Here is a 21,733-nt window from a genome sequence, read left to right as displayed (position 1 = left end):
GCCGTTCGGCCGGCACGTCATGTCCCACGTCGACCACATCGGCGGGGTCCCGGTGATCATGAAGGCACTGTTGGACGCGGGCCTGCTGCACGGCGACTGCCTGACGGTGACCGGCCAGACGCTGGCCGAGAACCTGGCCGCCATCGCCCCGCCCGACCCGGACGGCAAGGTGCTGCGGGCCCTGGACAACCCGATCCATCCAACCGGCGGGATCACCATCCTGCACGGATCGCTCGCGCCCGAGGGCGCGGTGGTCAAGACGGCCGGTTTCGACTCCGACGTGTTCGAAGGCACCGCACGGGTTTTCGACGGTGAGCGGGCCGCGCTGGACGCGCTCGAGGACGGCACCATCACCAACGGCGACGTCGTGGTGATCCGGTACGAGGGCCCCAAGGGCGGCCCCGGGATGCGCGAGATGCTCGCCATCACCGGCGCGATCAAGGGCGCCGGCCTCGGCAAAGACGTGTTGCTACTCACCGACGGCCGGTTCTCCGGCGGCACGACCGGCCTGTGCGTGGGGCACGTCGCGCCGGAGGCGGTCGACGGCGGTCCGATCGCCCTGCTGCGCGACGGCGACCGGATCCGCCTCGACGTGGCCGCCCGCACCCTCGACGTGCTGACCGACCCGGCCGAATTCGAGTCGCGGCGAAAGGATTTCACGCCTCCCCCGCCCCGTTACAAGACCGGGGTGTTGGCCAAGTACGTGAAGTTGGTCAGCTCGGCCGCGATCGGCGCGGTCTGCGGCTAGCCGCCTAACCGAATTCGCGACTAGGCGTGTGTGCCCGCCGCCCGGGTGCGTACGCCGAAGTAGGTCGCGTTGAGGCCCAGGACGGTCAGCAACGCACCCGCGACGACGTTCGACCAGAGCATGCCGGCCGTCAGCGCGACGCCAGGCAGGATCCACGGCGACACGATGACCCAGACGCCGAGCACCGGCAACGTCCAGGTCATGCCGTGCGCGCGGTCCAGCGCCGTGGCGAACCCGTACGCCAGGAACGCCGCCGCGATCCCGGCGATCAGGTCGGACGTGGCAAGCGATGCCGTCGCGCTGAACCCGACGATCCACGGCGAGGCGGCCACGTACAGGCCCGTCAGCAGGGCCAGGCCGAAGGTGACATGCGCGCTCGTCGACTCGGCGACGCGCTCGTAATTCGCGCGCAGAGCCAACAAATCGGGGTGGTGATCTATTGATGAATGGACCGTACTCATTTTGTGACCTTTCTGTTATGCAGCAAGCCTTTTGAGCCCGACTGCACCCATCCATCTGTGGTCAAGATTACGCCCGCGCACCCCTCAGCGCACCACCGCGAGCGCGAACCCGTCCCACTGCTTGGCCCCGACGGTCTGGATCACGGCCGTGTCCAGCCGCGGGTGCTCGCCCATCACCTGCAACGTCTGGCGCGTCGCCTGCACCTTGGCATCGTCGGACTCCGTCTCGAGGATCCGGCCTTCACGAATGACGTTGTCCACCAAGATGATTGAACCGGGACGAGCCAGCCGAACCGCCCACTCGAGATAGGCCGCGTTGTTCTCCTTGTCGGCGTCGATGAACACCAGGTCGAAGGGGTCACCGGTGAGCGTCGGCAACGTGTCCAGCGCGGCGCCGACGATCACCTCGACGCGGTCGCCCACGCCGGCGCGCTGCAGGTTGGACCGGGCGACCTCGGCGTGTTTGGGCTCGTATTCGAGCGTCACCACGCGACCTTCGGGTCCCGCTCCGCGCGCCAGCCAGATGGTGCTGAAGCCCCCCAGCGTGCCGACCTCGAGGATGCGGCGCGCCCCGATCGCACCGGCCAGCAGCGACAGGAACTTGCCTTGCTGCGCCGAGACGGCGATCTGAGGCAGCCCGGCCGCATCGCTGGCCTGCAGCGCCGCGGTCAGGGCCGGGTCGTCGCCCACCACTGTGCTGTCCAAGAATGCGTCGACGTCTTGCGGGGTTGGGCCTGCCGTCATGTCGCCCACGCTACCCGGGCGCCGCGCGCTCACCCACCTATTTACTAGATACCCCCATGGGGTATAAAGTGAGCCTGCGAGTCCCCGACGAGAGAGAAGGGTGATGGAAATGGCAACCTATGAGGCGGGAGCCCTGCTGAGTTGTGGCCACGAGGGCTGCGGATGCCGCGTTCGCATCGAGGTTCCCTGCCACTGCTCGAGCGCGGGCGAACCGTACCGCTGCACCTGCGGCGACGAACTGACGCCGGTCGAGTAGCCGCGGGCCGGTCGTGCGTCCGGGCCTCGCGGATCACCGCGAATCAGCGCCCGAACGCACGACCGGCCAGCTCCACCCCGCCCGTCAGTTGGAGCGCGACGGCCGACGCGCCCACCGCCACGGTGTAATCGCCCGGCGCGATGCGCCACGTCCGCGCGCCGCCGTCGTAATGGGCGAGCAGGCGCGCGTCGGCCTCGATGCTCACCCGGCCGGTCGCGCCCGGCTCGAGCTCCACCCGTTCGAATCCCAGCAGTCGCAGGCATCGCTCGCCGGCGGCCGCCGTCAGGTACAGCTGCGGGACGTCGGCCCCGGCGCGGTCGCCGACGTTGGCGACGCTGAAACTGGCCCTGATCGTATCTCCGCCACCGAGCACCAGGCCGCGATACTCAAACCTGGTGTAGGACAACCCATGACCGAACGCGAACATCGGTACCAGGCCGCGCTTGGCGAACCAGCGGTAGCCGACATCGGCCCCCTCGAGGTAGTCGATGGTGGTCGGCGTCCCCCACGGGGTGCCGGGATCGGGCAGCTCCGGGCGCGGGGTCTGGCCGAGGTCGACCGGGAACGTGACCGGCAGCCGGCCCGACGGATTCACCTGGCCGGCCAGGACTTCCGCGATCGCCCGGCCCCCGTCCTGGCCCGGGTACCAGGCCTGCAGGATGGCGTTCACCGAGTCGCGCCAGGGCATCGTCACCGGGTTGCCGGTCTCCAGCACCACGACCGTGTTCGGGTTCGCGGCCGACACCGCGGCGATCACCGCGTCCTGGCCCCACGGCAGCGACAGGTCGGCGCCGTCGAAGCCCTCGCCTTCGGCGCGGACGGCGAACACGATCGCGACGTCGGCGCGCCGCGCCGCCATCGCCGCCTCCGTGGGGCCCAGGCCCGGATCGAACTCGATCTGCGCCTGGGGGAGCTGCTTTCGCAGCTCGCTCAGCGGGCTCGACGGCAGCAGGTACAGGTTGCGCAACCCGGCCTCCAGGCCCTGGCCGCCGATCGGGACCACCGCGGCGTACCCGCCGGGCGGGACGACGGTGGCCGAGCCGTAGCCGGCCGCGACACCCACGTGCGCGTGGCCACCGATGACGGCGATGCGTGCGCTCGACTCCGGCGCCAGCGGCAGCACCCCGCGGTTGGCCAGCAGCACGATCCCGGCGCGGGCGATCCGCAGTGCAATCGCGTTGTGCGCGTCCATGTCCGGTGCGGTTGCGGCTTCGGGACGATCGACGCCGACAGCGAACATCGACCGCAGGATCCGGCGGACCATGTCCGACAGGCGCTCCCCGGAAATCCTGCCTTCGGCATACGCGGCGCGCAGGGGCTCCCCGAACGCCTCCGACTGCCACAGCAGCGCGTCGATTTGCGCGCCGCACTCCTGGTCCAGGCCCGCCAGCGCGCATTCCCAGCCCGGCGTCGCGCCCCAGTCGGACATGACCCAGCCGCGATACCCCCACGCGCCCTTGAGCACGCCATTGATCAGGACGTCGTTGGCGGCGGCGTAGTCGCCGTTGATCTTGTTGTAGGCGGCCATCACGGCGCCGGGCGCGCCGCGCTCGATGGCCATCTCGAAGGCCAGCAAGTCGGATTCGCGGTGCGCGTCGGGATCGATGACCGCATCCAGAAAGTGCCGGTTGGTCTCGTTGCAGTTCAAACAGTAGTGCTTGACCGTCGAGATGACGCCCTCGCGCTGGATCCCGTGCACCGATTCGCCGGCAATCGTCGCCGTCAAAAGCGGGTCCTCGGAGACGTATTCGAAGTTGCGGCCGTTGCGCGGGTCGCGTGCGAGGTTCATGGCCCCGGCGAGCTGCACGTTGAATCCGCGGCTGCGGGCCTCGCGGCCGATCACGCCCCCGGCGGCGCGCGCCAGCGCGGGATCGAAACCGGCGGCCAGTGCCAGCCCGGCGGGCAAGGCGGTGGCCGTGTCACCCGGGCGATAGCCGGGGTTGGTGACGCCGAGCCCGGCGTCGCTCATCAACAGCGCCGGGACACCGAGCCGCGGTATCCCGGGCACATACGCCGCGCTCATCGGGACCCCCGGCGGGATGCGTTCGTCCCGCACGGGCCACAATTCCCCGACACCCATCACCCCGACCAGGAGCGCGAACCGCTCGTCGTCGGTCATCTGGGCCTCGACCTCGCGCGCCCGGGCGTCGGGATCGCTCACCGCACACCCTCTTTCGCGTACACGACCCGCAGCACGTGCCCGAGTTCCGGCCCCATCACCAGCTCCGCCAATTCACAGATCGTCGCGACGAACTCCGGGCCGTGCGGCGGCTCGGCCCGGCACAGATGATGCGCCACCTCGTGCAGCACCACCAGCTCGCGCAGCGCCCAGTCGGCGGTGTCGCGGTCGGGGACCGCGATAGTGCCTGCGCCATCACGGTTTTCGTAGTGCGCGGCGGTGGCGGCGCGCCGCGACCGCACCCGCAGCGGCGCGACATCCGGCCAGCGTCGCCGCACCGACGGCAGCGCGAGGACGTCGTCGACGTAGCGCTGGACGGNGCGTCGGACGCCCGCACCATCTGGACGACCAGGCTGGCGTAGAGGGCGTGCGTCGCGTCGATGTCCTCGGCGAACCCGTACGCGTAGACGAACGTCGAGTTCGACGCCACGTCACAGCGCACATCGTTGGCGGTCGCGATCACCACGAAAAGCTGCACGTAAGTCCGCAGCCCCCGGGTGCCGGCCGCGCCGATGGTGATGGTCCGCTGGGTCGGGGCCTGCACGGGCGAGCGCTTGGCCGCATGCGACCGCGCCACCGCCAGGTCGATGGACGCCGCCGTCGCCAACCGCTGCGCGGCGCTCATGAAGGCGTCCGCCTCGTGCGAGTTGTCGGTACCCTCGGCCTGACGCAACAGCGCGGCGATGCGGGCCAGCATTTTGTCGTCGCTCATGTGCGCCAAACTAACGCAACGAGACGACAGTCCGCCGACGGCCGCTCAGAGCCGGGCGGTGATCCACGAGACGACGTCGCCGAGCACCTGGTCGCGCTCCGGCTCGTTGAAGACCTCGTGATAAAGCCCCGGGTACACCTTCAGCTCGACGTCGGTGGATCCCACGCACTCGACCAGCCGGCGGCTGCCGGCGACGGGGATGAGCCGGTCGTCGGAGCCGTGCACCACCAACAGCGGCGCGGTCAACGCCGGCGCCCGCTGCGGCATGGTCTCGCCGACCTGCAGCAGCGTGCGCCCGACGCCGGCCGGAACTTTCCCGTGATACACCAGGGGATCGGCGTTGTAGGCCGCCACCACCGCCGGGTCGCGTGAGATGGCGTCCACGTCGAGCTCCTGCACCGGAAGGCCGGGCACGACGACGCCGAGCACCTTGGCCGCGAGCACCATCAGCGGCGACACCAGATCCTGGGCCGCCACCGCCGGCGCCGACAGCACCATCATGTCGTAGTTGTCGGGGCGTTCGACCCCGTAGGCGAACACGATCCCGCCGCCCATGCTGTGCCCGAGCACAACGCATTTGAGGCCGTGATGTTCCCGGGTGGCGATGCGGACCAGGGTGTCGAAATCCGTCGTGTACTCGGAGATGTCCCGCACCAGCATCCGCTTGCCGCCGGAGCGGCCGTGCCCGCGGTGGTCCAGCGCGTAGGTGACCAACCCCGAGCCGCCGAAGCACTGCGCGACGTGGTCGTAGCGGCGGGCATACTCGCCGAGGCCGTGCGACAGCACGACCACCGCCCGCGGCGCGGTGTCGGGCGTCCAGACGTCATAGACGATGCGCACGCCGCCGACGCCCTCGAAGGTCCGTTCAGTGCGCGTAGTCATCTTGGGCAGCGTAGTGGCTCGGGGGTGGGCCTTGACAAAGACTCTGTCGGAGACACTGCGTAGGCTCGTCCGGGTGAGGGTGCTCACCGAAAACGCCGGAAACTTCGACGCTGACCCGGCCGTCGGCGCGGACTTCTCCACCGACGCCGAGCCGTACCGCCGCGAGCTGCTCGCGCACTGCTATCGGATGACCGGGTCGCTGCACGACGCCGAGGATCTGGTGCAGGAGACGCTGCTGCGGGCCTGGAAGGCCTACGACCGTTTCGAGGGCAGGTCCTCGATGCGGACGTGGTTGCACCGCATCGCCACCAACACGTGCCTGACGGCGCTGGAGGGCCGCGAGCGCCGCCCCCTGCCGACCGGCTTGGGAGCGCCCAGCTCGGAGCCGACGGCGGAGCTGGTGGAGCGTCGCGAGGTGCCCTGGCTGGAGCCACTGCCGGAGCTGACGGACGACCCGGCGGACCCGTCGGTGATCGTCGGGTCGCGGGAGTCGGTGCGATTGGCCTTTGTCGCGGCGCTGCAACACCTTTCGCCCCGGCAGCGGGCGGTGCTGCTGCTGCGCGACGTGCTGCAGTGGAAGGCGGCGGAAGTGGCCGCGGCGATCGGCACCACCACCACCGCCGTCAACAGCCTGCTGCAGCGGGCCCGCACCCAGCTAGAAGCCGTGCAGCCCAGCGCGAGCGACCGCTTGACGCCGCCGGATTCGGCCGAGGCGCAGGACCTGCTGGACCGCTACATCGCCGCATTCGAGGCTTACGACATCGACCGCCTGGTCGAGTTGTTCACCGCCGAGGCGATCTGGGAGATGCCGCCGTATGTCGGCTGGTACCGGGGCGCCCGGGACATCGTCACGCTCATCCACCAGCAGTGCCCCGCCGAGCGCCCCGGGGACATGCGCCTGCTTCCCGTGGTCGCCAACGGCCAGCCCGGCGCGGCCATGTACATGCGCGCGGGTGACGTGCACCTGCCGTTCCAGCTGCACGTGCTCGACGTGCGGGACGGTCGGGTCTCGCACGTGGTGGCCTTCCTCGACGGCGCCCTGTTCCCGAAGTTCGGGCTGCCCGGTTCCCTGTGACGACGCCCGATCGCCCGCTCGTCGCGCCCGCGCCCGGCAAACCGCTGCTGTTGCTGGGCGCCTTCGACATCGCCGGCGTCGGCTACGTCGCCGAGGAATTCTTCGTGTCCGGCACGGCCTCGTCCTACGCGCCGACGGCCGCGTTGGGCGCCGACGGTCAGTGGAGCGTAACGCCCAGCGGCACCGCCGAATACACGACGCGGATCGTGGCGCTGACCCCCGCGCGGCGCTCCGATTTCAATGGCACCGTGCTCGTCGAATGGCTCAATGTCAGCGGCGGCATCGACGCCCCGGCCGTGTGGATGATGGCCCATCGCGAGATCCTGCGCGCGGGCTACGCCTACGTTGCGGTCTCGGCGCAGCGGGTGGGGGTGGAGGGCGGCGGCACCAGCATGCTCGGCTTCGACATGTCCCTGAAGAGCCAGGACCCGGCGCGGTACGCGGCCCTGCACCACCCCGGCGACGAGTTCTCCTACGACATCTTTTCCCAGGCGGGCGAGCTGGTCCGCGACGGCGCGCTGGGCGATCTGGGTGTGCGCCGGGTGATCGCCGTGGGCGAGTCGCAATCCGCGATGTTCCTGACCACCTACGTCAACGCCGTCGCTCCGCTGGCGCGAAGCTTCGACGGCTTTTTGGTGCATTCCCGGTTCGCGTCGGCGGCACCGCTGGACGGCGCTTCCATCTTCGACGAATCGCAGGGCGCATCGCCGGACGCGGTCGCGTTCCGCACCGACCTGCGCGTGCCGCTCGTCGCGATCATCACCGAGACCGATCTGTTCGGTGGACCCCGGCACGGCTACTACTCCGCGAGGCAACCCGACAACCAATGGCTGCGGGTCTGGGAGATCGCCGGCGCCGCGCACGCCGACAACTACACGATCCAGGTGGCGCCCATCGACGACGGCTCGGCGCCCCTGGATGCCGTCGTGTCGGCCTACGCCCCGACCAACATGCTGATGGGTCAGGAGCTGGGGCATTACATCAACTTCGCGCCGCAGCACCATTACGTGGTGCAGGCGGCGATCGCCGCCCTGCACACCTGGGTGCGAACCGGCGAGCCGGCGCCGGCGGCCCCGCCGATCGAGGTCCGCGACGGCGATCCGCCGCGGGCCGTTCTGGATCCCAACGGCGTTGCCCGGGGCGGCGTCCGGACCCCGTGGGTGGACGTGCCGATCGCCCGGACCTCCGGCCTGCCCAGCTCAGGGGCCGGCGTGGAGAGCCTCATGGCCGCGATCTTCGGCTCCGGCGAGCCGTTCGACGCCGCGACGTTGGACCGGCTCTATCCGGGCGGGGCCGGGCAGTACCTCGACGGCTTCACGGCCGCGCTGGACAGGGCGATCGGATCGGGATTCATCGTGGCGGCCGATCGCGCCGAGATCCTCGAACTCGCCGCCGCGACGTATCCGTGCACCTAGAAGAGCCGGCTGTCGGGTGACGGCCCCTGCACCGACCCGACCAGCCCGGCCCCGGTGATCAGCGGCAGGTCCAGCGCCGACAGCAGGCCGGGCGGGGCCGCGCACACCGCGGGGATGGCGTTGACCATCCGCGACGCGCCGGCGATGCGCGCGCCAAGGTCGTGGTCGTGGTCCTCGGCCATCTCGAATTCGCAACGCATGCTTGGGGACCCCTCGATCTCGACGCGATACAGGCCGCGTCCCGAAGCCATGCCGTAGCCGAGATCCTTGGGCGGGATGGCGATGTGGGGCTGGGGCCAGTCCGGGGCGATGTCGTCGCGCATCCGCGTCACGTGATCGAGGACGAACGTCGGCTTCCCGCCGACGTATCCGGTCAGCGTGGAGCGCATGGCCGCGATCGTTCCCGCCTCGATGTGGCCGGTGGGCGTGTCGAAGGACTCGGCGGTGGGGATGCGGTCGTTGCTCTCCTCGATGTTGTCGATCTTGACGCCCAACCCGGCGGCCAGCTGGTGCAGCACGGGCCCCCAGCCGAACGTGAAGATTCCCGGCTGGGCCGCGAAGGCCTGGCACTCGGGCGGCTTGCCGAACCCGAGGATCTCGTAGACCGCGGCCCGGTCCGGGTAGGTGGCGTAGTTGAACATCTCCGTCACCCGCACCGACTCGATGACACGGGAAACCCCCGAGAGCACCAGCGGCAGCACGTCATTGGCGAAGCCGGAGTCGATCCCGGTGGTGAAGAACGACGCTCGGCCGTCCAGCGCGGCCTGGCGCAGCGGATCGGTGAGCGCCGCGTCGAGGGCGTCGGGAAACACCAGCGGCACTACCGAGCACGACACCACGTTCTTGCCCGACCGCAGGATCGACGCCATGTCCTCGACGGCGTCGAGCGGACGCAGGTTGGCACCGGCCGCGTACACCACCGCGTCGGCGTCGCCGGCCAGCATCGGCGCCGGGTCCTGCGTGGCGATCACGCCCACGGGTGCGATCCCGCACAGCTCTCCCGCGTCGCGACCCGCCTTGGCATCGCTGTGCACGACGAGGTCGACCAGCTCCAGCTCCGGATGGTCGATCACCCCGCGCAGGGCGATCACGCCCATCGAGCCCGGTCCCCAAACTCCCACCTTGAGCACAATGTTCTCCTAATATTAGGACGACTATCGGTAGATTTTGGACGGATCGTAAGGAGCCGCGTGTGGGTGAGTCAACCACCAAGTCGCCGCCCACCGCTCGCGTGATGGATGTGCTTGGGGCGCTGGCGTTTTCACCCGGGGGGCACACCTCGGCGGAGCTGGCGAAGGCCTGCCGGATCAGCACCTCGACCTGCGCCCTGGTGCTGGCCGAACTGGAGCGGCGCGCCTGGGTGGTGCGCCGGGATGACCGCCGCTACGTGCTGGGCAGTGGCTTGTTTGCCCTGGTGCACGGGCTGCGCACCCAGTTTCCCCTACTGGACCGCGGGCGTGACGCGCTGCGCTTCCTGCATGACGCGCTCAGCGCCGGCTGCTCGATGTCGAGGATCGGCGATCGCCACCTGACCACCGTCGACGCGGTCGGCCATGGCACCGACGGCGAGCACGCGGTCGGTCAGCGCTTCCCCATCGACCCGCCGTTCGGCCTGGTCGCCATGGCTTGGCGCGACGACGAATCCGTCGAGAGCTGGCTACACCGCGTCACACCGCGGCTGGCGCGCGCCGAAGTTGCCCAGCAGCAGCGGGTGCTCGCCGACATCCGCGCCCGCGGCTACGGGGCGTGGCAGTTCGACGACACCCATCAATCGCTACACCACCGCTTGGCGGACGTGCTGGCGTCGCTGGAGCCGACCGCGCGGGTGGCGCGCCGGCTCACCACCCTGATGACCATGGTGACGCTGCGATCCGTCACGCGTGAACTCGAAACGGAGCTGGCATCAACGGAATTCGTGGTACTGCCGATCTTCGGCGTGGCCGGCCAGCCGGAGTACCAAATCGAGATCCACCTGGGCCACTCGGCCGGGCTGACCCTGGCCGCGCTCGACGCCGCGCTGCGGCACGCGCAGGCGATGTTGGCCTAGGCTAGAGCCCGTGCCCGCAACCGTCGAGATCCGGCGTGCGGCCGACCGGGCCGTCACCACGACGTCCTGGCTGACGTCCCGGCACTCCTTCTCGTTCGGCGACCACTACGACCCCGATAACACCCACCATGGGTTGCTCCTGGTCAACAACGACGACATCGTCGCGCCCGGAACGGGATTCGACACGCATCCACACCGCGACATGGAGATCGTGACCTGGGTGCTGCGCGGCGAGTTGACCCACCGGGACTCCGCCGGCAACCGCGGGGTCATCTATCCCGGTCTGGCCCAGCGCATGTCGGCCGGCAGCGGCATCCTGCACTCGGAGAGGAACGACTCTGCCTCGGAACCAGTCCATTTCGTGCAGATGTGGGTGGTCCCCGACGAGACCGCCATCACACCGGGCTACCAGCAACACAAGATCGGCGACGAGGAGCTGTCGGGCGGACTTGTGACCATCGCCTCAGGCATCCCGGGCATCGCGGCGGCCATCACGCTGCACAACCGCAACGCCGCGCTGCACGGCACGCGGCTCGGGCCCGGCGACTCGGTGAACCTGCCGCAGGCACCCTACCTGCACGTATTCGTCGCACGGGGCCGGATCAACGCGGCCGAAATCGGTGACCTCGCCGACGGCGACGCCGTCCGGTTCACCGGCGCCGACGGCGCGCGGGTGACGGCGGTCGCACCGGCGGAGCTGCTGATCTGGGAGATGCATACCAAGTTGGGCGCCTGAGACCACATAGAGTGGGCACGACAGACAGGAGCCCGCATGTCTCAATCGCAGCCGCGGCACGCGGCGCCCAACCCCAAGCGGAATATCAAGGCAGTTCGGACCGTGCGGTTCTGGGCACTGCCCATCGTCGTCACGCTGGCGCTGATGTCGGCGCTGTGCGCGCTGTACCTGGGCGGCATCCTGAACCCGATGACCAACCTGCGGCACTTTCCCGTCGCCGTGGTCAACGAGGACGCCGGACCGTTCGGGGCGCAGATCGCCGACGGCATGGTGGCCGGGTTGGACAAGGACAGGTTCGACGTACGGGTGGTATCCCACGACGCCGCCCAGCGGCTGCTGGACACCGCCCAGGTGTACGGAGAGCTGGTCATCCCGCCGACCTTCTCGTCCAACCTGCGCGAATACGGGGCCAGCGCCGTCACGCCCGGCCGCGTGACCCGGCCGTCGGTCACCATCTCGACGAACCCGCGAGCGGGCACACTGGGGTCCAGCATCGCCGGACAAACACTCACCCAGGCGATGGCCGTGGCCAATGGCAAAGTGGGGCAACGGCTTATGGCCGACGTCGCGGCGCAGACCGGGGGCGCTCCGCTGACCGGCGCGTCGGCGCTGGGCCTCGCCAATCCGATTGAGGTCAAGGCGAACGTGCACAACCCGCTGCCGAACGGCACCGGTAATGGGTTGTCGGCCTTCTATTTCGCGCTGCTGCTGCTGCTCGCGGGCTTCACAGGCAGCGTCGTGGTCAGCACGCTGGTGGACGCGCTGCTCGGCTATGTGCCCGCGGAATGGGGCCCGGTGTACCGATTCGCCGAGCAGGTGAGGATCTCGAGATTCCAGACGCTGCTGCTCAAATGGGCCATTATGGTGGCGCTGGCGCTGCTGACGTCGGCGGTCTACCTGGCCATCGCCCATGGGCTCGGCATGCCCATTCCGCTCGGCTGGCAATTGTGGGCGTTCGGGGTGTTCGCGATCATCGCGGTGGGCATCACGTCGAGTTCCATCTTGTCGGTGCTGGGCTCGATGGGCCTGCTGGTCAGCATGCTGATCTTCGTGATCCTCGGGCTGCCGTCCGCGGGCGCCACCGTTCCGCTGGAGGCCACGCCACGGTTCTTTCGCTGGCTGGCCGAATTCGAGCCGATGCACCAGGTCTTCCTGGGCGTGCGGTCGCTGGTCTACCTCGATGGCCGTGCCGATTCCGGTCTGTCCCAGGCGCTGTGGCTGACCACGATCGGCCTGGTGATCGGGCTGTTGCTCGGTGGGATCATCACGCACCTCTACGACCGCAAGGGCTTCCACCGTATCCAGGGCGCGGTCGAGCTGGCGATCGCCGCGCAACACCAGGCGGAGCACCGGGCACGGGTGAGCAAGCGGGAGAGCGCCACCGACACCGAGGCCGAGGCCGACGCCGACGCCGAAAGCGAAAGTCCAAGCGAGCAAACGTAATTCGAGTGCGGCCCAAGCGTCACGCGTTCGTTATCAAAATTGACAGTGTGACTGGTGTGACTGATGCTATTCATGTTGCATAGCTATACGCGCCGAAAGGTCCACCGTGCTGACGCCCCTTGCCAGCCTGCGCCGGCTGGCGGCCTGCTGCACCGCAGCGGCCGCGTGCGCGGTCCTGGCATGCACGACCGGACAACCCGTCGCGCGCGCCGCGGACGGGCGCGACCTGTTGGCCAACGCCATCCAGACCACCCGGGGCTCCTACCTCGTCTATAACTTCGGCCCCGGTCACCCGACGCCGCTGCTCAACGCCGGCGGCAGCTGGTACGAGATGAACAACGGCGGCCACCTGATGGTCATCAAGAACGCGGCCGGGCGACTCGCGCCGCACCTGCTGGTGGACAGCCACCAGGGCGATCAGGCGCGCTGCGAAAACAATCCCGGCGCCCGCACCGGCGAGGGACTGTGGCAGGCATCGGAGGTCTACCCGCCGCTGCAGGCGTGGCAGCGACTGGGGCAGCCGACGATCGCGATCAACGCCAACTTCTTCGACATCCGTCCGCAGAAGGCAGGCTCCTGGCGGCAGACCGGCTGCAGTTCCCCGCTGGGTGCCTTCGTCGACAACACCCACGGCCAGGGTCGCGCGAACCAGGCCGTCACCGGCACGGTCGCATATCCGGGCAAGCAGGGTCTCTCCGGCGGCGGCGAAAGCTGGAGTGCCCTGTCGACGATGATCCTGCCCGCGGGCGGTGCGCCGTATGTGTTGCGCCCCAAAAGCCCCCAGGATTACGACGTCGCCACTCCGGTGGTCGCGGACCTGCTGAATCGCAACGAGCGGTTCGTCGCGGTATCGGGGATCGGCCTGTTGTCCCCCGGCAAGACCGGGCAGCTCAACGACGGCGGTCCCAGCGCGGCCCGAACGGCCCTCGCCTACGTGAAGCAACGCGACGAAATGTACGTCTTCGAGGGCGGCAGCTACACCCCGGACAACATCCAGGACCTGTTCCGCGGCCTGGGCAGCGACACCGCGGTCCTGCTCGACGGCGGCGGGTCGTCGGCCATCGTGCTGCGCCGCGACACCGGCGGCATGTGGGCGGGCGCCGGGTCGCCGCGCGGATCGTGCGACACCCGCCAGGTGCTGTGCGACTCCCACGAACGGGCGCTGCCCAGCTGGCTGGCCTTCAACTAGCCGTCGGCCGGCCCGAAGCGGAAGATCAGCAGGCTCGCCGCCACGACCCCCGCCGTGACCGCGAACACCGGCGCGACGACGAACCGTGACATCGTCGCGCCGACCAGGGCGCCGGCGCACATCGTGAAAACGACGCTGAAACGCAGCCTTTCGCGGGCGCCCGTCCCGCCGGCGAGGTGGCTGTCCAGGCCGAGGCTGACGATCGTCGACGTCAGCACCGTGGTGGACAATTCCTGGATCCCGAACTGCCGCGCGCTCGAGTGCTGCAGACCGAACGTCACCGCGAGCAGGCCGATCATGATCAGCTTGGTGTCGTCGTGGTAGCGCAGCACGCCGCTGCCCGCCAGGATCGACAACGTCACCAACAACACGATTTCGGTTGCCAGCACGGTGGTTATCCACGGTCGTACCCGCTCACCGAAGTGCCGTGCCAACCGGCCGCTGATGATCGTGGTGCAGACGAAGGTGGGCAGCGCCACCACCACCGCCGTCAGGTCGATGTTGCTCCTGGGGGCCAGCCAGAAGCCGAGGAAGATCACGTTGCCGGTCATGTTCGCCACGAAGACGTGGCCGAGAACCAGGATGCTGATCGCGTCGGCCAGGCCGGTGGCAAAGGTCAGCAACAGCAGCGCCGCGACGGTCGAGCGCTCGGACACCGGCGACGCAACGGGCATGTGCGGGTTGGGATCCGGCCGCGTCAGACCTGCGGGGTCAGGTCCAGCGAGGTGATCGTCGTCATCCTCGTCACCAGCCAGCGGCCGCCTGCGCGCTTCATGAACAGCCGGTAGGACAGGTATTTCAGCGACGGGATGTTCTTGGTCAGCGGGCTGGTGGACGTGGTGTTGGTGTACACGATGACGACGGCATTCGGATCGTCCAGCGATTCGACGGCCGCGCCGGTGACTTCGGTGTGGTTGCTGACCTTGGCCTGCTTGTTGGGGGCCACGATCGCGTCGACGAACTTGCGGTACTGGGCCTCGAAGTCGCCGCTGAGGTAGGCCGCCGCGCGATCGGCGAGCCCATCCATGTTCTCCGGCGTGTACGTCCACAGCGTGGTGATCGCGTTGGCCGCGGTCTGGGCCACCTTCAGCTTTGTTGCGGCACTGGCGCGATCGGTCAGGTACGGCTGCACCATGGCGCCCGCGAATGCCGCGGAACCGACGAACAGCATCGCGGCCAGCGTGACGACGATGGCGAGCCGCTTGCCGGCCAGCAGCTTGCGCCGGGGGCGCTTGACCTTGGCGGCCTCCCCGGTCTCCGCGGCCTCCGCGTTCTCGGCGCCTTCGTCGGGTGAGGTTTCGGCGGATTCGGTTGCCGATTCGGTGCTTTCGTCGAAATCGCCCAAGGCCGACTCGGAGGTCGATTCCTCCGCGTCGGTGGTCAGATCACCTGCAGCAGGTTGCTGATTTTCCACTGCTTCCCTTCCTGCGTGACGGTTGCCGTCCAACGATTGGTGTTCTCGAATACCTGCTTTTCGTCGGGGGACTTGGAGGTCACGTCGGTCGCCACCATCACGGTCGCGCTGCCGTCGTCGTTCCACCGTTCCAGCCCCGCGCCCAGGACGGTGCCGGTCGCGGGTTCGGCGCGGGCCACCTGGAGCAGGATCTCGTTGGCCTTCTCGTGGTACTGCTTGGCGAAATCGCCTGTCGCCTGGGCCAATACCCGCGTCACGTAGTCGTTGGCGTGATAGGGGTCGATGGAGGTGAACTGCGTCATGAACCCCGACACGTAGCTGAGCACCTCGCGCTCCTTCGACGCGGCGCGCAGGCGGGTTTCATGGGAGATGAGCATCAGGGTGCACGCCGCGATCGCCGCCACCATGAGCAGCGCGGCGACCGCGCTGGCCACCGGCAATCCCCACGGCGGCCGCGGCGGCGCCGGCTGATCGACGAGCAGCGGTCGTTCGCCGGGCTCAAATTTGCGGCGGGGGCTCATTTTTCGTTCCCCCGCGGCTTCGGCTTGGTCAGCACGGTGAGCTCATCGACGCGCCAGCGGTCGTCGCCACCCTTGGCGAAATCGACCCGAACGGACGCGCTGATATACCGCTCGTCGGGCGCGTTTCCGCGCCGGCCCTGCAGGAACAGCAGCATCGTCGCCCGATTCGGGGTCGCCGACTGCACCGACCAGTCGATCGGCCAGTACTCGTTGATGACCGGCGTGCCCTTTTGGACCACGTCCTGCTGCGCCTGCAGCTGCTTGCGATACTTGTCCGTCGCCAGCGACCGGGCGCGGGCGAAGTCGTCGTTCAACGACTTGGGGTCATACGTGAGCATCTGCGCGACCATCTTCGGCCCCTGCGCCTGGATCTGGGCCTTGCTTTGATCGCTCGCCCGATCGGGGGAATACGCCACCAGATAGCTCACCGCGGCGCCGGAAAGGCACACCGCCGCCGCGGTCAGCGCCGCCGCGGCGGTCCACCGCCGCAGGTTGGGCGCCGCCTCGTCGGCTTCGACGCGTCGCACCTCGGTGCCCAGCAGCATGTCGGCGAACGTGCGGCGCCGCGAATCCCACAGCGGCCAAAGCCATCCCACCACCGAAGCGGTGTCGACCAGGTGGGCCAGATCCCGCAGCAGCAGCCCCCAGGGCCCGACGGCCGTGCCGTCGTCGCGCACCAGCGTGGTGCCCAGCAGGCCCCATCCCAGGCTCCAACCCGTGATCGATGGCAGCAGCAACCGGTTGGCCAGCATCAGCAGGATGGCCAGGCCGCCCACCGAGACACACACCCACCACCAAATCGGGTGCTGGGCCACAGTCCAGGCAACCAATCCCATCGTCGTTGTCACGGCGATCGACGGAAGGACGTCGACGGCGAAGGCGGCCGCACGAATGCGCCAGGGCGCCAAGGCATCCCGCGGCGCGGCCGCAACGTCCGCCTTGGTTTGAGCCTGCCGTTCAGTCTCCTCGACCACCACCGTCACTTCGTCACCTGGTCGAGCTTGGAAATCCGGTATTGCCCTTCGGCGAATGCCATCTTCACCCGCAGGCGGTAGCCCGTTTCCTTTTGCGACTGATCGCTGGCCACCTTGACGCGCATCGCGACCAGCACGTCGATCGAACCGTCTCCGTTGTTGCGCTCCACCGCCGCGCGCACGTCGGCGACCTCGACGTGGATGTTCGCGGCCTGATACGCCTGGACGATCATGTTCGTGTACAGCAGCGCCTGGGAGCGGAACGCGTCCGTCCCACAGTCGATGATCTTTTGCTCGCTCGCGGCCATCGCGCTGGTGTCGGGCGCCTGCGTCGCCGCGACGCAATCCACCGCCGCCTTCAGCGCCGCGGCGTCGTTGCGCGCGATCACCTGGCTTTGGTGGTGGTAGCGCAGTGCGAAGTAGCCACCGGTCCCGAGCCCGCCGGCCAACAGCACCAGCGCCGCGGCGATCCCGGCGAGCCACCCGCGACCCAGCCGCGACGGACGGCGTTCGGCACCGGCGCTCCCGCCCTCGGCCTCGTTCCCGGGCTCCGGGGTCTCCTCCGCCGTGGTCTCCTCGGGCGTCGGCGCCTCCGCGGTCGTCTCCTCGGACTCGAGCGTCTGCTCGGTTCCGTCCGGGGCCGTCACCGCCGGGCTGATCTGTTCGGTTCCGTCCTCGGATTCCTTCGAGTCCTCGGCCGTCTCCTGCGGGGTGGTCTCCTCGGCAGCAGCCGCCGGCTCCTGGTGGATCTTCGGACTGGATTTCTGGGAGTGCCTACGCAGTCGACGAAACCTCGGCATGGGTGGGGGGTTCAGCCGGCCGGTGCCAGCATCTCCTTCCATCCGTCGTCTCCTGTTTTGGTCGAGTTTTCGACGGAGTATTTGACTCCGTCGGGACCCACCAGCTCACCGCTCTGAGGACTGTAGATGGCCGCGGGAGGCCCGCTCGGAGTGTAGACACAGGGGTTGGGCTGTTGGCCGTTGCACTGCACGGTACCCGATCCCGGCCGCGACAACGGGTCACTGGTGGGCGGCGGTGTCCCGGCGACCCGGTCCGACGGCGCCGGGTTCAGGCCGGTGTTGATCGACGGCGCCGGGATCACCATGCCCGGGCGCACCGACTGATCGCAGCGCGCCGCGGGCGCCGGGCAGGTCAGGATCTGGTTCGGGTCGCCGTACCAGGGGTTGGTCCCCGCCGGCACGTAGGGGTTGGGGTCACGGCATTCCCGCGGCGTCGCCGCGCGCTTGCCGGCGACATCGGTGCACGGGATGTTGCGCGACCCGCGCACGCTGTTGGCCGGGTAGTCCATCGGGATCTTGCAGTAGGTGCCCGACGGCAGCGGCGCCAGGTTGACGTCCGCCGGGGACCGCCACTCCGACGCGGGGATGAACCCCGTCAGACACGGCGGCGGCTGGTTGATCGACAACGCCAGGTCGAGCGCGGCCATGTTCGGGAACGGCGCGGCGACCGTCTGCGCGATCGAGGCGCCCTGCGGCAGGAACACCAGCACCTGCTCGACGCCGGTGTGGTAGCGCTTCAACAGGTCGAACACGACCTCGAGATTCGCCAGCGTCTGCGGGAGCGAGTCGCGGACGTCGTTGAAGACCGAGTTGACCTGGTCGGCGGTCGGCGCCGCCTGGCGCAGCACGCTGCGCAGGTGCCCGTCCTCCCGGGCGGCCTGCGCCGACAGGTTGTTCAGGTTGCGCGCCCAGCGCTCGATCGCAGCGTTGGAATTGACCTGGCTGTCCAGGATCGGCCCGGAGTTCTGAATGATGTCGTTGACGTCGGTGATCTGGGTTTTGAAATCACCGACGATCGCCTGGGTGGAGTCGACCAGCCGCTGCAGGGCGGGGCCCAACCCGCCGACCGACTGCGCCGTCTCGTCGAGCAGCTGGCCGATCTTGTCCTTGGGCAAGGCGGCGAGCCCCCGGTTGGCGGTGTCCAACGCGGGCCCGATCTCGGCGGGCACCGTGCCCTTGGTGATGGTTTGCCCGGACGAGAGGTACTTGCCCGGGTTGCCGGTCGACACCAGGTCCAGGTACTGCTCGCCGACCGCCGACACCGAGTGCACGTTGGCGACGGCGTCGGTGGGGATCTTGTAGCGGCTGTCGATGCTCATCGTCGCCTGCGCGCCCTTTTCGGTGGGCTCGACGTCGGTGACCTTGCCGATGGTGATGCCGCGGTAGGTCACGTTCGCCGTCGGGTACAGGCCGCCGGACGCGGGCAGGTCCGCCTTGAGCGTGTACCGGCCGATGCCCACCAGGCTCGGGATCTGCAGGTAGTACACGCCGAGCACCAGGATCGAGATCACGGTCAGGATCCCGAACGCGATCAGCTGGCGTCTGATGAAGGGAGTCAGCAATTCCTATCCGCCCTTTCCACCAGGGGACCGCCGGGCGCGTCGTTCGGGTTCGGCGTGTAGCGGACGTCGGGGATCATCGTCTCCGGGTCCCGCCCGAACGACTGCTCGAGCGCGCGCAGCGCACCCGACAATCCGGTGCCGGTCAGGAACGCGTTGTCGATGGCGCTATAAGTCAGGTCGAGCGTCAGCGAGACGTTCTGGTAGTCACCGCGCATCAGCTTCGGGATGGTGTCGATGTCGTACGGCTGGGTGAGGATCAGCTTCAGCGCTCCGATCAGGTACGGCGAGGCGCGGCCGAGCTCCTTGAGCGGGCATTGCAGCGACTGCAGGCTGGTGTGCAGCGGGCCGCGCGCCTCCGACAGGTACTGGTCGGCGGCCTGGCTCAGCCGGCCGACGGAGTCGACGGCGTTGATCAGCAGCTGCTTGGTGTCGGCGAAATGTTTGATCAGCGGCGGGACGTCGGTCAGCACCCGATCCAGCACGTCGGCCCGGCCACCCACGTAGACCAACAGCCGGTTGGTGGAGTCGATCGCGTGGGTGATGTCATCGCGCTGCTGGTTGAGCTGGTCGGTGAAGGTGTCCAGCTTGCCCAGGAAGGCCCGGATCTGGTTGCCGCGCCCGTTGAAGATGTTGAAGACCTCGTTCTGCAGCACCTCCAGGTTCGGGATGCCGCCGCCGCGCAGGATCAGCGAGAGGCTGGCCAGGGTCTGCTCGGTGGTGGGAAACGCCGACGAGTTCTTCAGCGGAATGGTGTCGCCATCCCTGAGCTGCCCCACCGGGTTGGGCGGTGCGGCCAGCTCCACGTGCTGCGAACCCAGCAGCGAGGTCTGGCCGATCTTGGCCGTCGCGTTCTTCGGCAGCTTGACGTTCTTGTCGATGCCCAGCGTCAGGGTCGCCACCCAGTTCTTCAACTGAATGTTCTTGATGGAGCCCACGAACACGTCGGCGACCATCACCTTGCTGTTGCCGTTGATCGCGAGCGTGTCCGGCATCTGCACGTAGATGGTCATCGCGCCCGAGCCGCTGCCCGGCCCGCCCGGAATCGCCACGTTGGAGATGCCGCGCCAGCCGCACGAGCTCAGCACCAGCGCGGCCACCCCCAACACCAGCCCCTGCCAGGCGCGGTGGCGAACGATCCGGAATGCACTCACTGGCCACCCCCGAAGTCAGCTGGCGCCGCCGGCCCACCGGCGTTGGGCGCCGGCGCCGCCACGGGCGCGGGCGNTGCAGCCGCGGCTCGGAGTAGGCGACGTCCTTGGGCAGCGTCTCGGCGGTGGAGAACAGGTTCAAGCCGAACGGCAGGTAGTTGAACTTGATCGCGTCGAGGATCGGCGCCAGGTATTGCGCGCACAATTCGGCGGACTCTTGGTACCCGAGCCGGCTGCCCGCCTGAATCGAGCTGCAGATGAACTGCATCGGGTTGGCGAAGTTGGTGATCGCCGGAACGGCGACGACCGAACCGTGCGTCGGGTGGTAGATCTGGTTGATGTTCGCCGCGGCCGTCGGCAGGACGTGCAGGGCGGTCTCCAGCCCGTTCAGCGGATCGGGTTGCAGCAGCGCGTTGGTCGCGGTCGCCAGGTTGTTGACGTCGTGGGTCAGCACCTCGCGGTTCTTGTCGAGCCAGGGCCGCACGGTGGTGAGCAGGCTGTCGAACTGCGCGATCGCGTCGGCCAGGGCGCCGTCGGAGCTGGCCAGCCGGCCGGTGAAATCGGCGAGGTTCTGGTTCAGCGCGACGAACTGCTGGTCGTCGGAGTGCAGCGCGTTGACGAACAGCGCCAGGCTGCGCACCACCGCAAAGAAGTCGCCCCGACCCTCGTTCAGCGCGGTCAGCGCCTGCGACAGGCTGTTCAGCGTGGTGTTGATCTGCTTGCCCTTGCCGGCCAGGCCGTTCGCGTAGGACTCGATGACCTCACCGAAGGGCCCCTTCGGCTGCTCGGGCGTGGGGCCGAGCTTGGAGATGATGTTGGTGACGCTGTTGCGCAGCTGGTCCCACTCCACTGGCACCTGAGTGCGCTCTTCGGGGATCACTGCGTTGTCGGCCAGCACCGGGCCGCCCTTGTAGGCCGGCTCCAGCTGGATCGCGCGCGAGGCCACCAGGGTCGGGTTGAGGATCACCGCCGACGCGTTGGCCGGCACCTTGTACTTGTTCTCGTAGTGGAAGGTGACCTTCATCTTGTCGCCGGCCGGCTCGATCTTGTCGATCGTGCCGACCCGCAGCCCCATGATCTGGACCTTGTCGCCCGGGTAGAGCGCGTTGGCCTCCGGGAAGTAGGCGACGACCGTGTTGTTGGTCAGCTTCTGGTAAAGCCGCCACCCGGCGTAGCCGACCACCAGCGCCAGCACGATCGCCAGCGACCCGATGATCACCGACGTCCGGGACAGCTTCGGCAGCCGGATGTTGCGGACATCAAAGATGGTGCTCAATTCTGGCTACCTCCCGTGATGCCGCTACCTCCCGTGCCGCCGGGGTTGATGAACGGCGCCGGCAGCTGCTGGCCGGGTCCCGGTGGTGCGGGCGGACCGGGCGGCAGCGCGGGGGCGAACGTCGACGGTGGCGGCGTCGGGCCGGCCGGCG

20 protein-coding genes and 3 pseudogenes are annotated in these 21,733 nt (G+C 68.9%); 8 read left to right on the top strand and 15 right to left on the bottom strand.

What is annotated here, in order from left to right:
• A partial coding sequence (locus BN4348_RS56630) for a dihydroxy-acid dehydratase domain-containing protein (protein ID WP_211145788.1) occupies window positions 1-748 on the top strand: 748 nt, incomplete at its 5' end.
• A 20-nt stretch (window positions 749-768) separates the two neighbouring features.
• Here the strand turns inward: BN4348_RS56630 and BN4348_RS56625 are convergent.
• Both BN4348_RS56625 and BN4348_RS56620 read right to left on the bottom strand, forming a co-directional pair.
• Window positions 769-1,209 (bottom strand): SPW repeat protein, encoded by a 441-nt coding sequence (locus BN4348_RS56625; RefSeq protein ID WP_066917387.1) that lies wholly within the window; start codon window positions 1,207-1,209, stop codon window positions 769-771.
• A gap of 84 nt (window positions 1,210-1,293) precedes the next feature.
• Window positions 1,294-1,953: an O-methyltransferase gene (locus tag BN4348_RS56620; protein WP_066917386.1), complete on the bottom strand. Its 660-nt coding sequence runs from the start codon at window positions 1,951-1,953 to the stop codon at window positions 1,294-1,296.
• A 109-nt stretch (window positions 1,954-2,062) separates the two neighbouring features.
• Between BN4348_RS56620 and mymT the strand changes: the two genes are divergently transcribed.
• On the top strand, window positions 2,063-2,209 hold the full coding sequence (gene mymT / locus BN4348_RS56615) for a copper-binding metallothionein MymT (protein WP_084454672.1): 147 nt from the start codon (window positions 2,063-2,065) through the stop codon (window positions 2,207-2,209).
• Window positions 2,210-2,252: 43 nt separating this feature from the next.
• Here the strand turns inward: mymT and BN4348_RS56610 are convergent, their stop codons facing one another.
• From BN4348_RS56610 to BN4348_RS56595, 4 genes and pseudogenes are all read right to left on the bottom strand, one after another.
• On the bottom strand, window positions 2,253-4,370 hold the full coding sequence (locus BN4348_RS56610) for a beta-glucosidase (protein ID WP_211145787.1): 2,118 nt from the start codon (window positions 4,368-4,370) through the stop codon (window positions 2,253-2,255).
• Window positions 4,367-4,711 (bottom strand): annotated as a pseudogene (locus BN4348_RS56605) (TIGR04338 family metallohydrolase); the annotation flags it as partial. The pseudogene BN4348_RS56605 and the gene BN4348_RS56610, both read right to left, overlap by 4 nt.
• Window positions 4,711-5,100 (bottom strand): annotated as a pseudogene (locus tag BN4348_RS56600) (DUF2786 domain-containing protein); the annotation flags it as partial. The pseudogenes BN4348_RS56605 and BN4348_RS56600, both read right to left, overlap by 1 nt.
• Before the next feature lie 45 nt (window positions 5,101-5,145).
• On the bottom strand, window positions 5,146-5,982 hold the full coding sequence (locus tag BN4348_RS56595; protein WP_066917385.1) for an alpha/beta hydrolase: 837 nt from the start codon (window positions 5,980-5,982) through the stop codon (window positions 5,146-5,148).
• On the opposite strand from BN4348_RS56595, the gene BN4348_RS56590 reads away from it, so the two are divergent.
• Both BN4348_RS56590 and BN4348_RS56585 read left to right on the top strand, forming a co-directional pair.
• Window positions 5,933-7,057, top strand: coding sequence for a sigma-70 family RNA polymerase sigma factor (locus BN4348_RS56590; protein ID WP_084454670.1), 1,125 nt, complete (start codon window positions 5,933-5,935; stop codon window positions 7,055-7,057). The genes BN4348_RS56595 and BN4348_RS56590 overlap by 50 nt on opposite strands.
• Window positions 7,054-8,472, top strand: a complete 1,419-nt coding sequence (locus tag BN4348_RS56585) for an alpha/beta hydrolase domain-containing protein (protein WP_066917383.1) — start codon at window positions 7,054-7,056, stop codon at window positions 8,470-8,472. Before BN4348_RS56590 ends, BN4348_RS56585 begins: the two co-directional genes overlap by 4 nt.
• Here BN4348_RS56585 and BN4348_RS56580 read toward each other — a convergent pair.
• Window positions 8,469-9,602, bottom strand: coding sequence for an NAD(P)H-dependent amine dehydrogenase family protein (locus BN4348_RS56580; RefSeq protein ID WP_084454666.1), 1,134 nt, complete (start codon window positions 9,600-9,602; stop codon window positions 8,469-8,471). The two genes, BN4348_RS56585 and BN4348_RS56580, sit on opposite strands and share 4 nt — an antisense overlap.
• Window positions 9,603-9,706: 104 nt before the next feature.
• Here BN4348_RS56580 and BN4348_RS56575 point away from each other — a divergent pair, with 104 nt between their 5' ends.
• The 4 genes from BN4348_RS56575 to BN4348_RS56560 all read left to right on the top strand — a co-directional run bounded on the left by BN4348_RS56575 (window position 9,707) and on the right by BN4348_RS56560 (window position 13,887).
• Window positions 9,707-10,519: a MarR family transcriptional regulator gene (locus tag BN4348_RS56575; protein WP_066917389.1), complete on the top strand. Its 813-nt coding sequence runs from the start codon at window positions 9,707-9,709 to the stop codon at window positions 10,517-10,519.
• A gap of 10 nt (window positions 10,520-10,529) precedes the next feature.
• Window positions 10,530-11,255, top strand: coding sequence for a pirin family protein (locus tag BN4348_RS56570; protein WP_066917381.1), 726 nt, complete (start codon window positions 10,530-10,532; stop codon window positions 11,253-11,255).
• 36 nt (window positions 11,256-11,291) lie between these two features.
• A complete protein-coding gene (locus BN4348_RS56565) occupies window positions 11,292-12,698 on the top strand; it encodes a YhgE/Pip domain-containing protein (protein ID WP_066917380.1) in 1,407 nt (468 codons plus the stop codon).
• 79 nt (window positions 12,699-12,777) lie between these two features.
• Complete coding sequence (locus tag BN4348_RS56560; RefSeq protein WP_096866233.1) at window positions 12,778-13,887, top strand: phosphodiester glycosidase family protein; 1,110 nt, start codon at window positions 12,778-12,780, stop codon at window positions 13,885-13,887.
• On the opposite strand, the gene BN4348_RS56555 is transcribed toward BN4348_RS56560, so the two are convergent.
• From BN4348_RS56555 to BN4348_RS56520, 8 genes and pseudogenes are all read right to left on the bottom strand, one after another.
• The gene (locus BN4348_RS56555) at window positions 13,884-14,561 is read right to left on the bottom strand and encodes a YoaK family protein (RefSeq protein ID WP_066917378.1); all 678 of its coding nucleotides are present in this window, start codon (window positions 14,559-14,561) and stop codon (window positions 13,884-13,886) included. The two genes, BN4348_RS56560 and BN4348_RS56555, sit on opposite strands and share 4 nt — an antisense overlap.
• A 23-nt stretch (window positions 14,562-14,584) precedes the next feature.
• Window positions 14,585-15,301 (bottom strand): mammalian cell entry protein, encoded by a 717-nt coding sequence (locus tag BN4348_RS56550; RefSeq protein ID WP_066917377.1) that lies wholly within the window; start codon window positions 15,299-15,301, stop codon window positions 14,585-14,587.
• A complete protein-coding gene (locus tag BN4348_RS56545) occupies window positions 15,268-15,822 on the bottom strand; it encodes a mammalian cell entry protein (protein ID WP_066917376.1) in 555 nt (184 codons plus the stop codon). Before BN4348_RS56545 ends, BN4348_RS56550 begins: the two co-directional genes overlap by 34 nt.
• Window positions 15,819-16,805: an RDD family protein gene (locus BN4348_RS56540; RefSeq protein ID WP_066917375.1), complete on the bottom strand. Its 987-nt coding sequence runs from the start codon at window positions 16,803-16,805 to the stop codon at window positions 15,819-15,821. Before BN4348_RS56540 ends, BN4348_RS56545 begins: the two co-directional genes overlap by 4 nt.
• Window positions 16,802-17,545 carry an Mce protein gene (locus BN4348_RS56535; RefSeq protein ID WP_372513932.1) on the bottom strand — a complete coding sequence of 248 codons (744 nt, stop codon included), beginning with the start codon at window positions 17,543-17,545 and terminating at the stop codon, window positions 16,802-16,804. The genes BN4348_RS56540 and BN4348_RS56535 overlap by 4 nt, the downstream gene beginning before the upstream one ends.
• A 62-nt stretch (window positions 17,546-17,607) precedes the next feature.
• Window positions 17,608-19,158, bottom strand: coding sequence for a virulence factor Mce family protein (locus BN4348_RS56530; protein WP_066917374.1), 1,551 nt, complete (start codon window positions 19,156-19,158; stop codon window positions 17,608-17,610).
• Window positions 19,152-20,309, bottom strand: a complete 1,158-nt coding sequence (locus tag BN4348_RS56525; RefSeq protein WP_066917373.1) for a virulence factor Mce family protein — start codon at window positions 20,307-20,309, stop codon at window positions 19,152-19,154. Before BN4348_RS56525 ends, BN4348_RS56530 begins: the two co-directional genes overlap by 7 nt.
• 55 nt (window positions 20,310-20,364) lie before the next feature.
• Window positions 20,365-21,582 (bottom strand): annotated as a pseudogene (locus BN4348_RS56520) (virulence factor Mce family protein); the annotation flags it as partial.
• Between the last annotated feature and the right edge of the window lie 151 nt (window positions 21,583-21,733).

The sequence above is a fragment of the Mycobacterium interjectum genome, from assembly GCF_900078675.2.
GTDB classification, from domain to species: domain Bacteria; phylum Actinomycetota; class Actinomycetes; order Mycobacteriales; family Mycobacteriaceae; genus Mycobacterium; species Mycobacterium interjectum.
The sequence above is the reverse complement of the archived record's forward strand: the minus strand, read 5'-3'. Positions and strand labels throughout refer to the sequence as shown.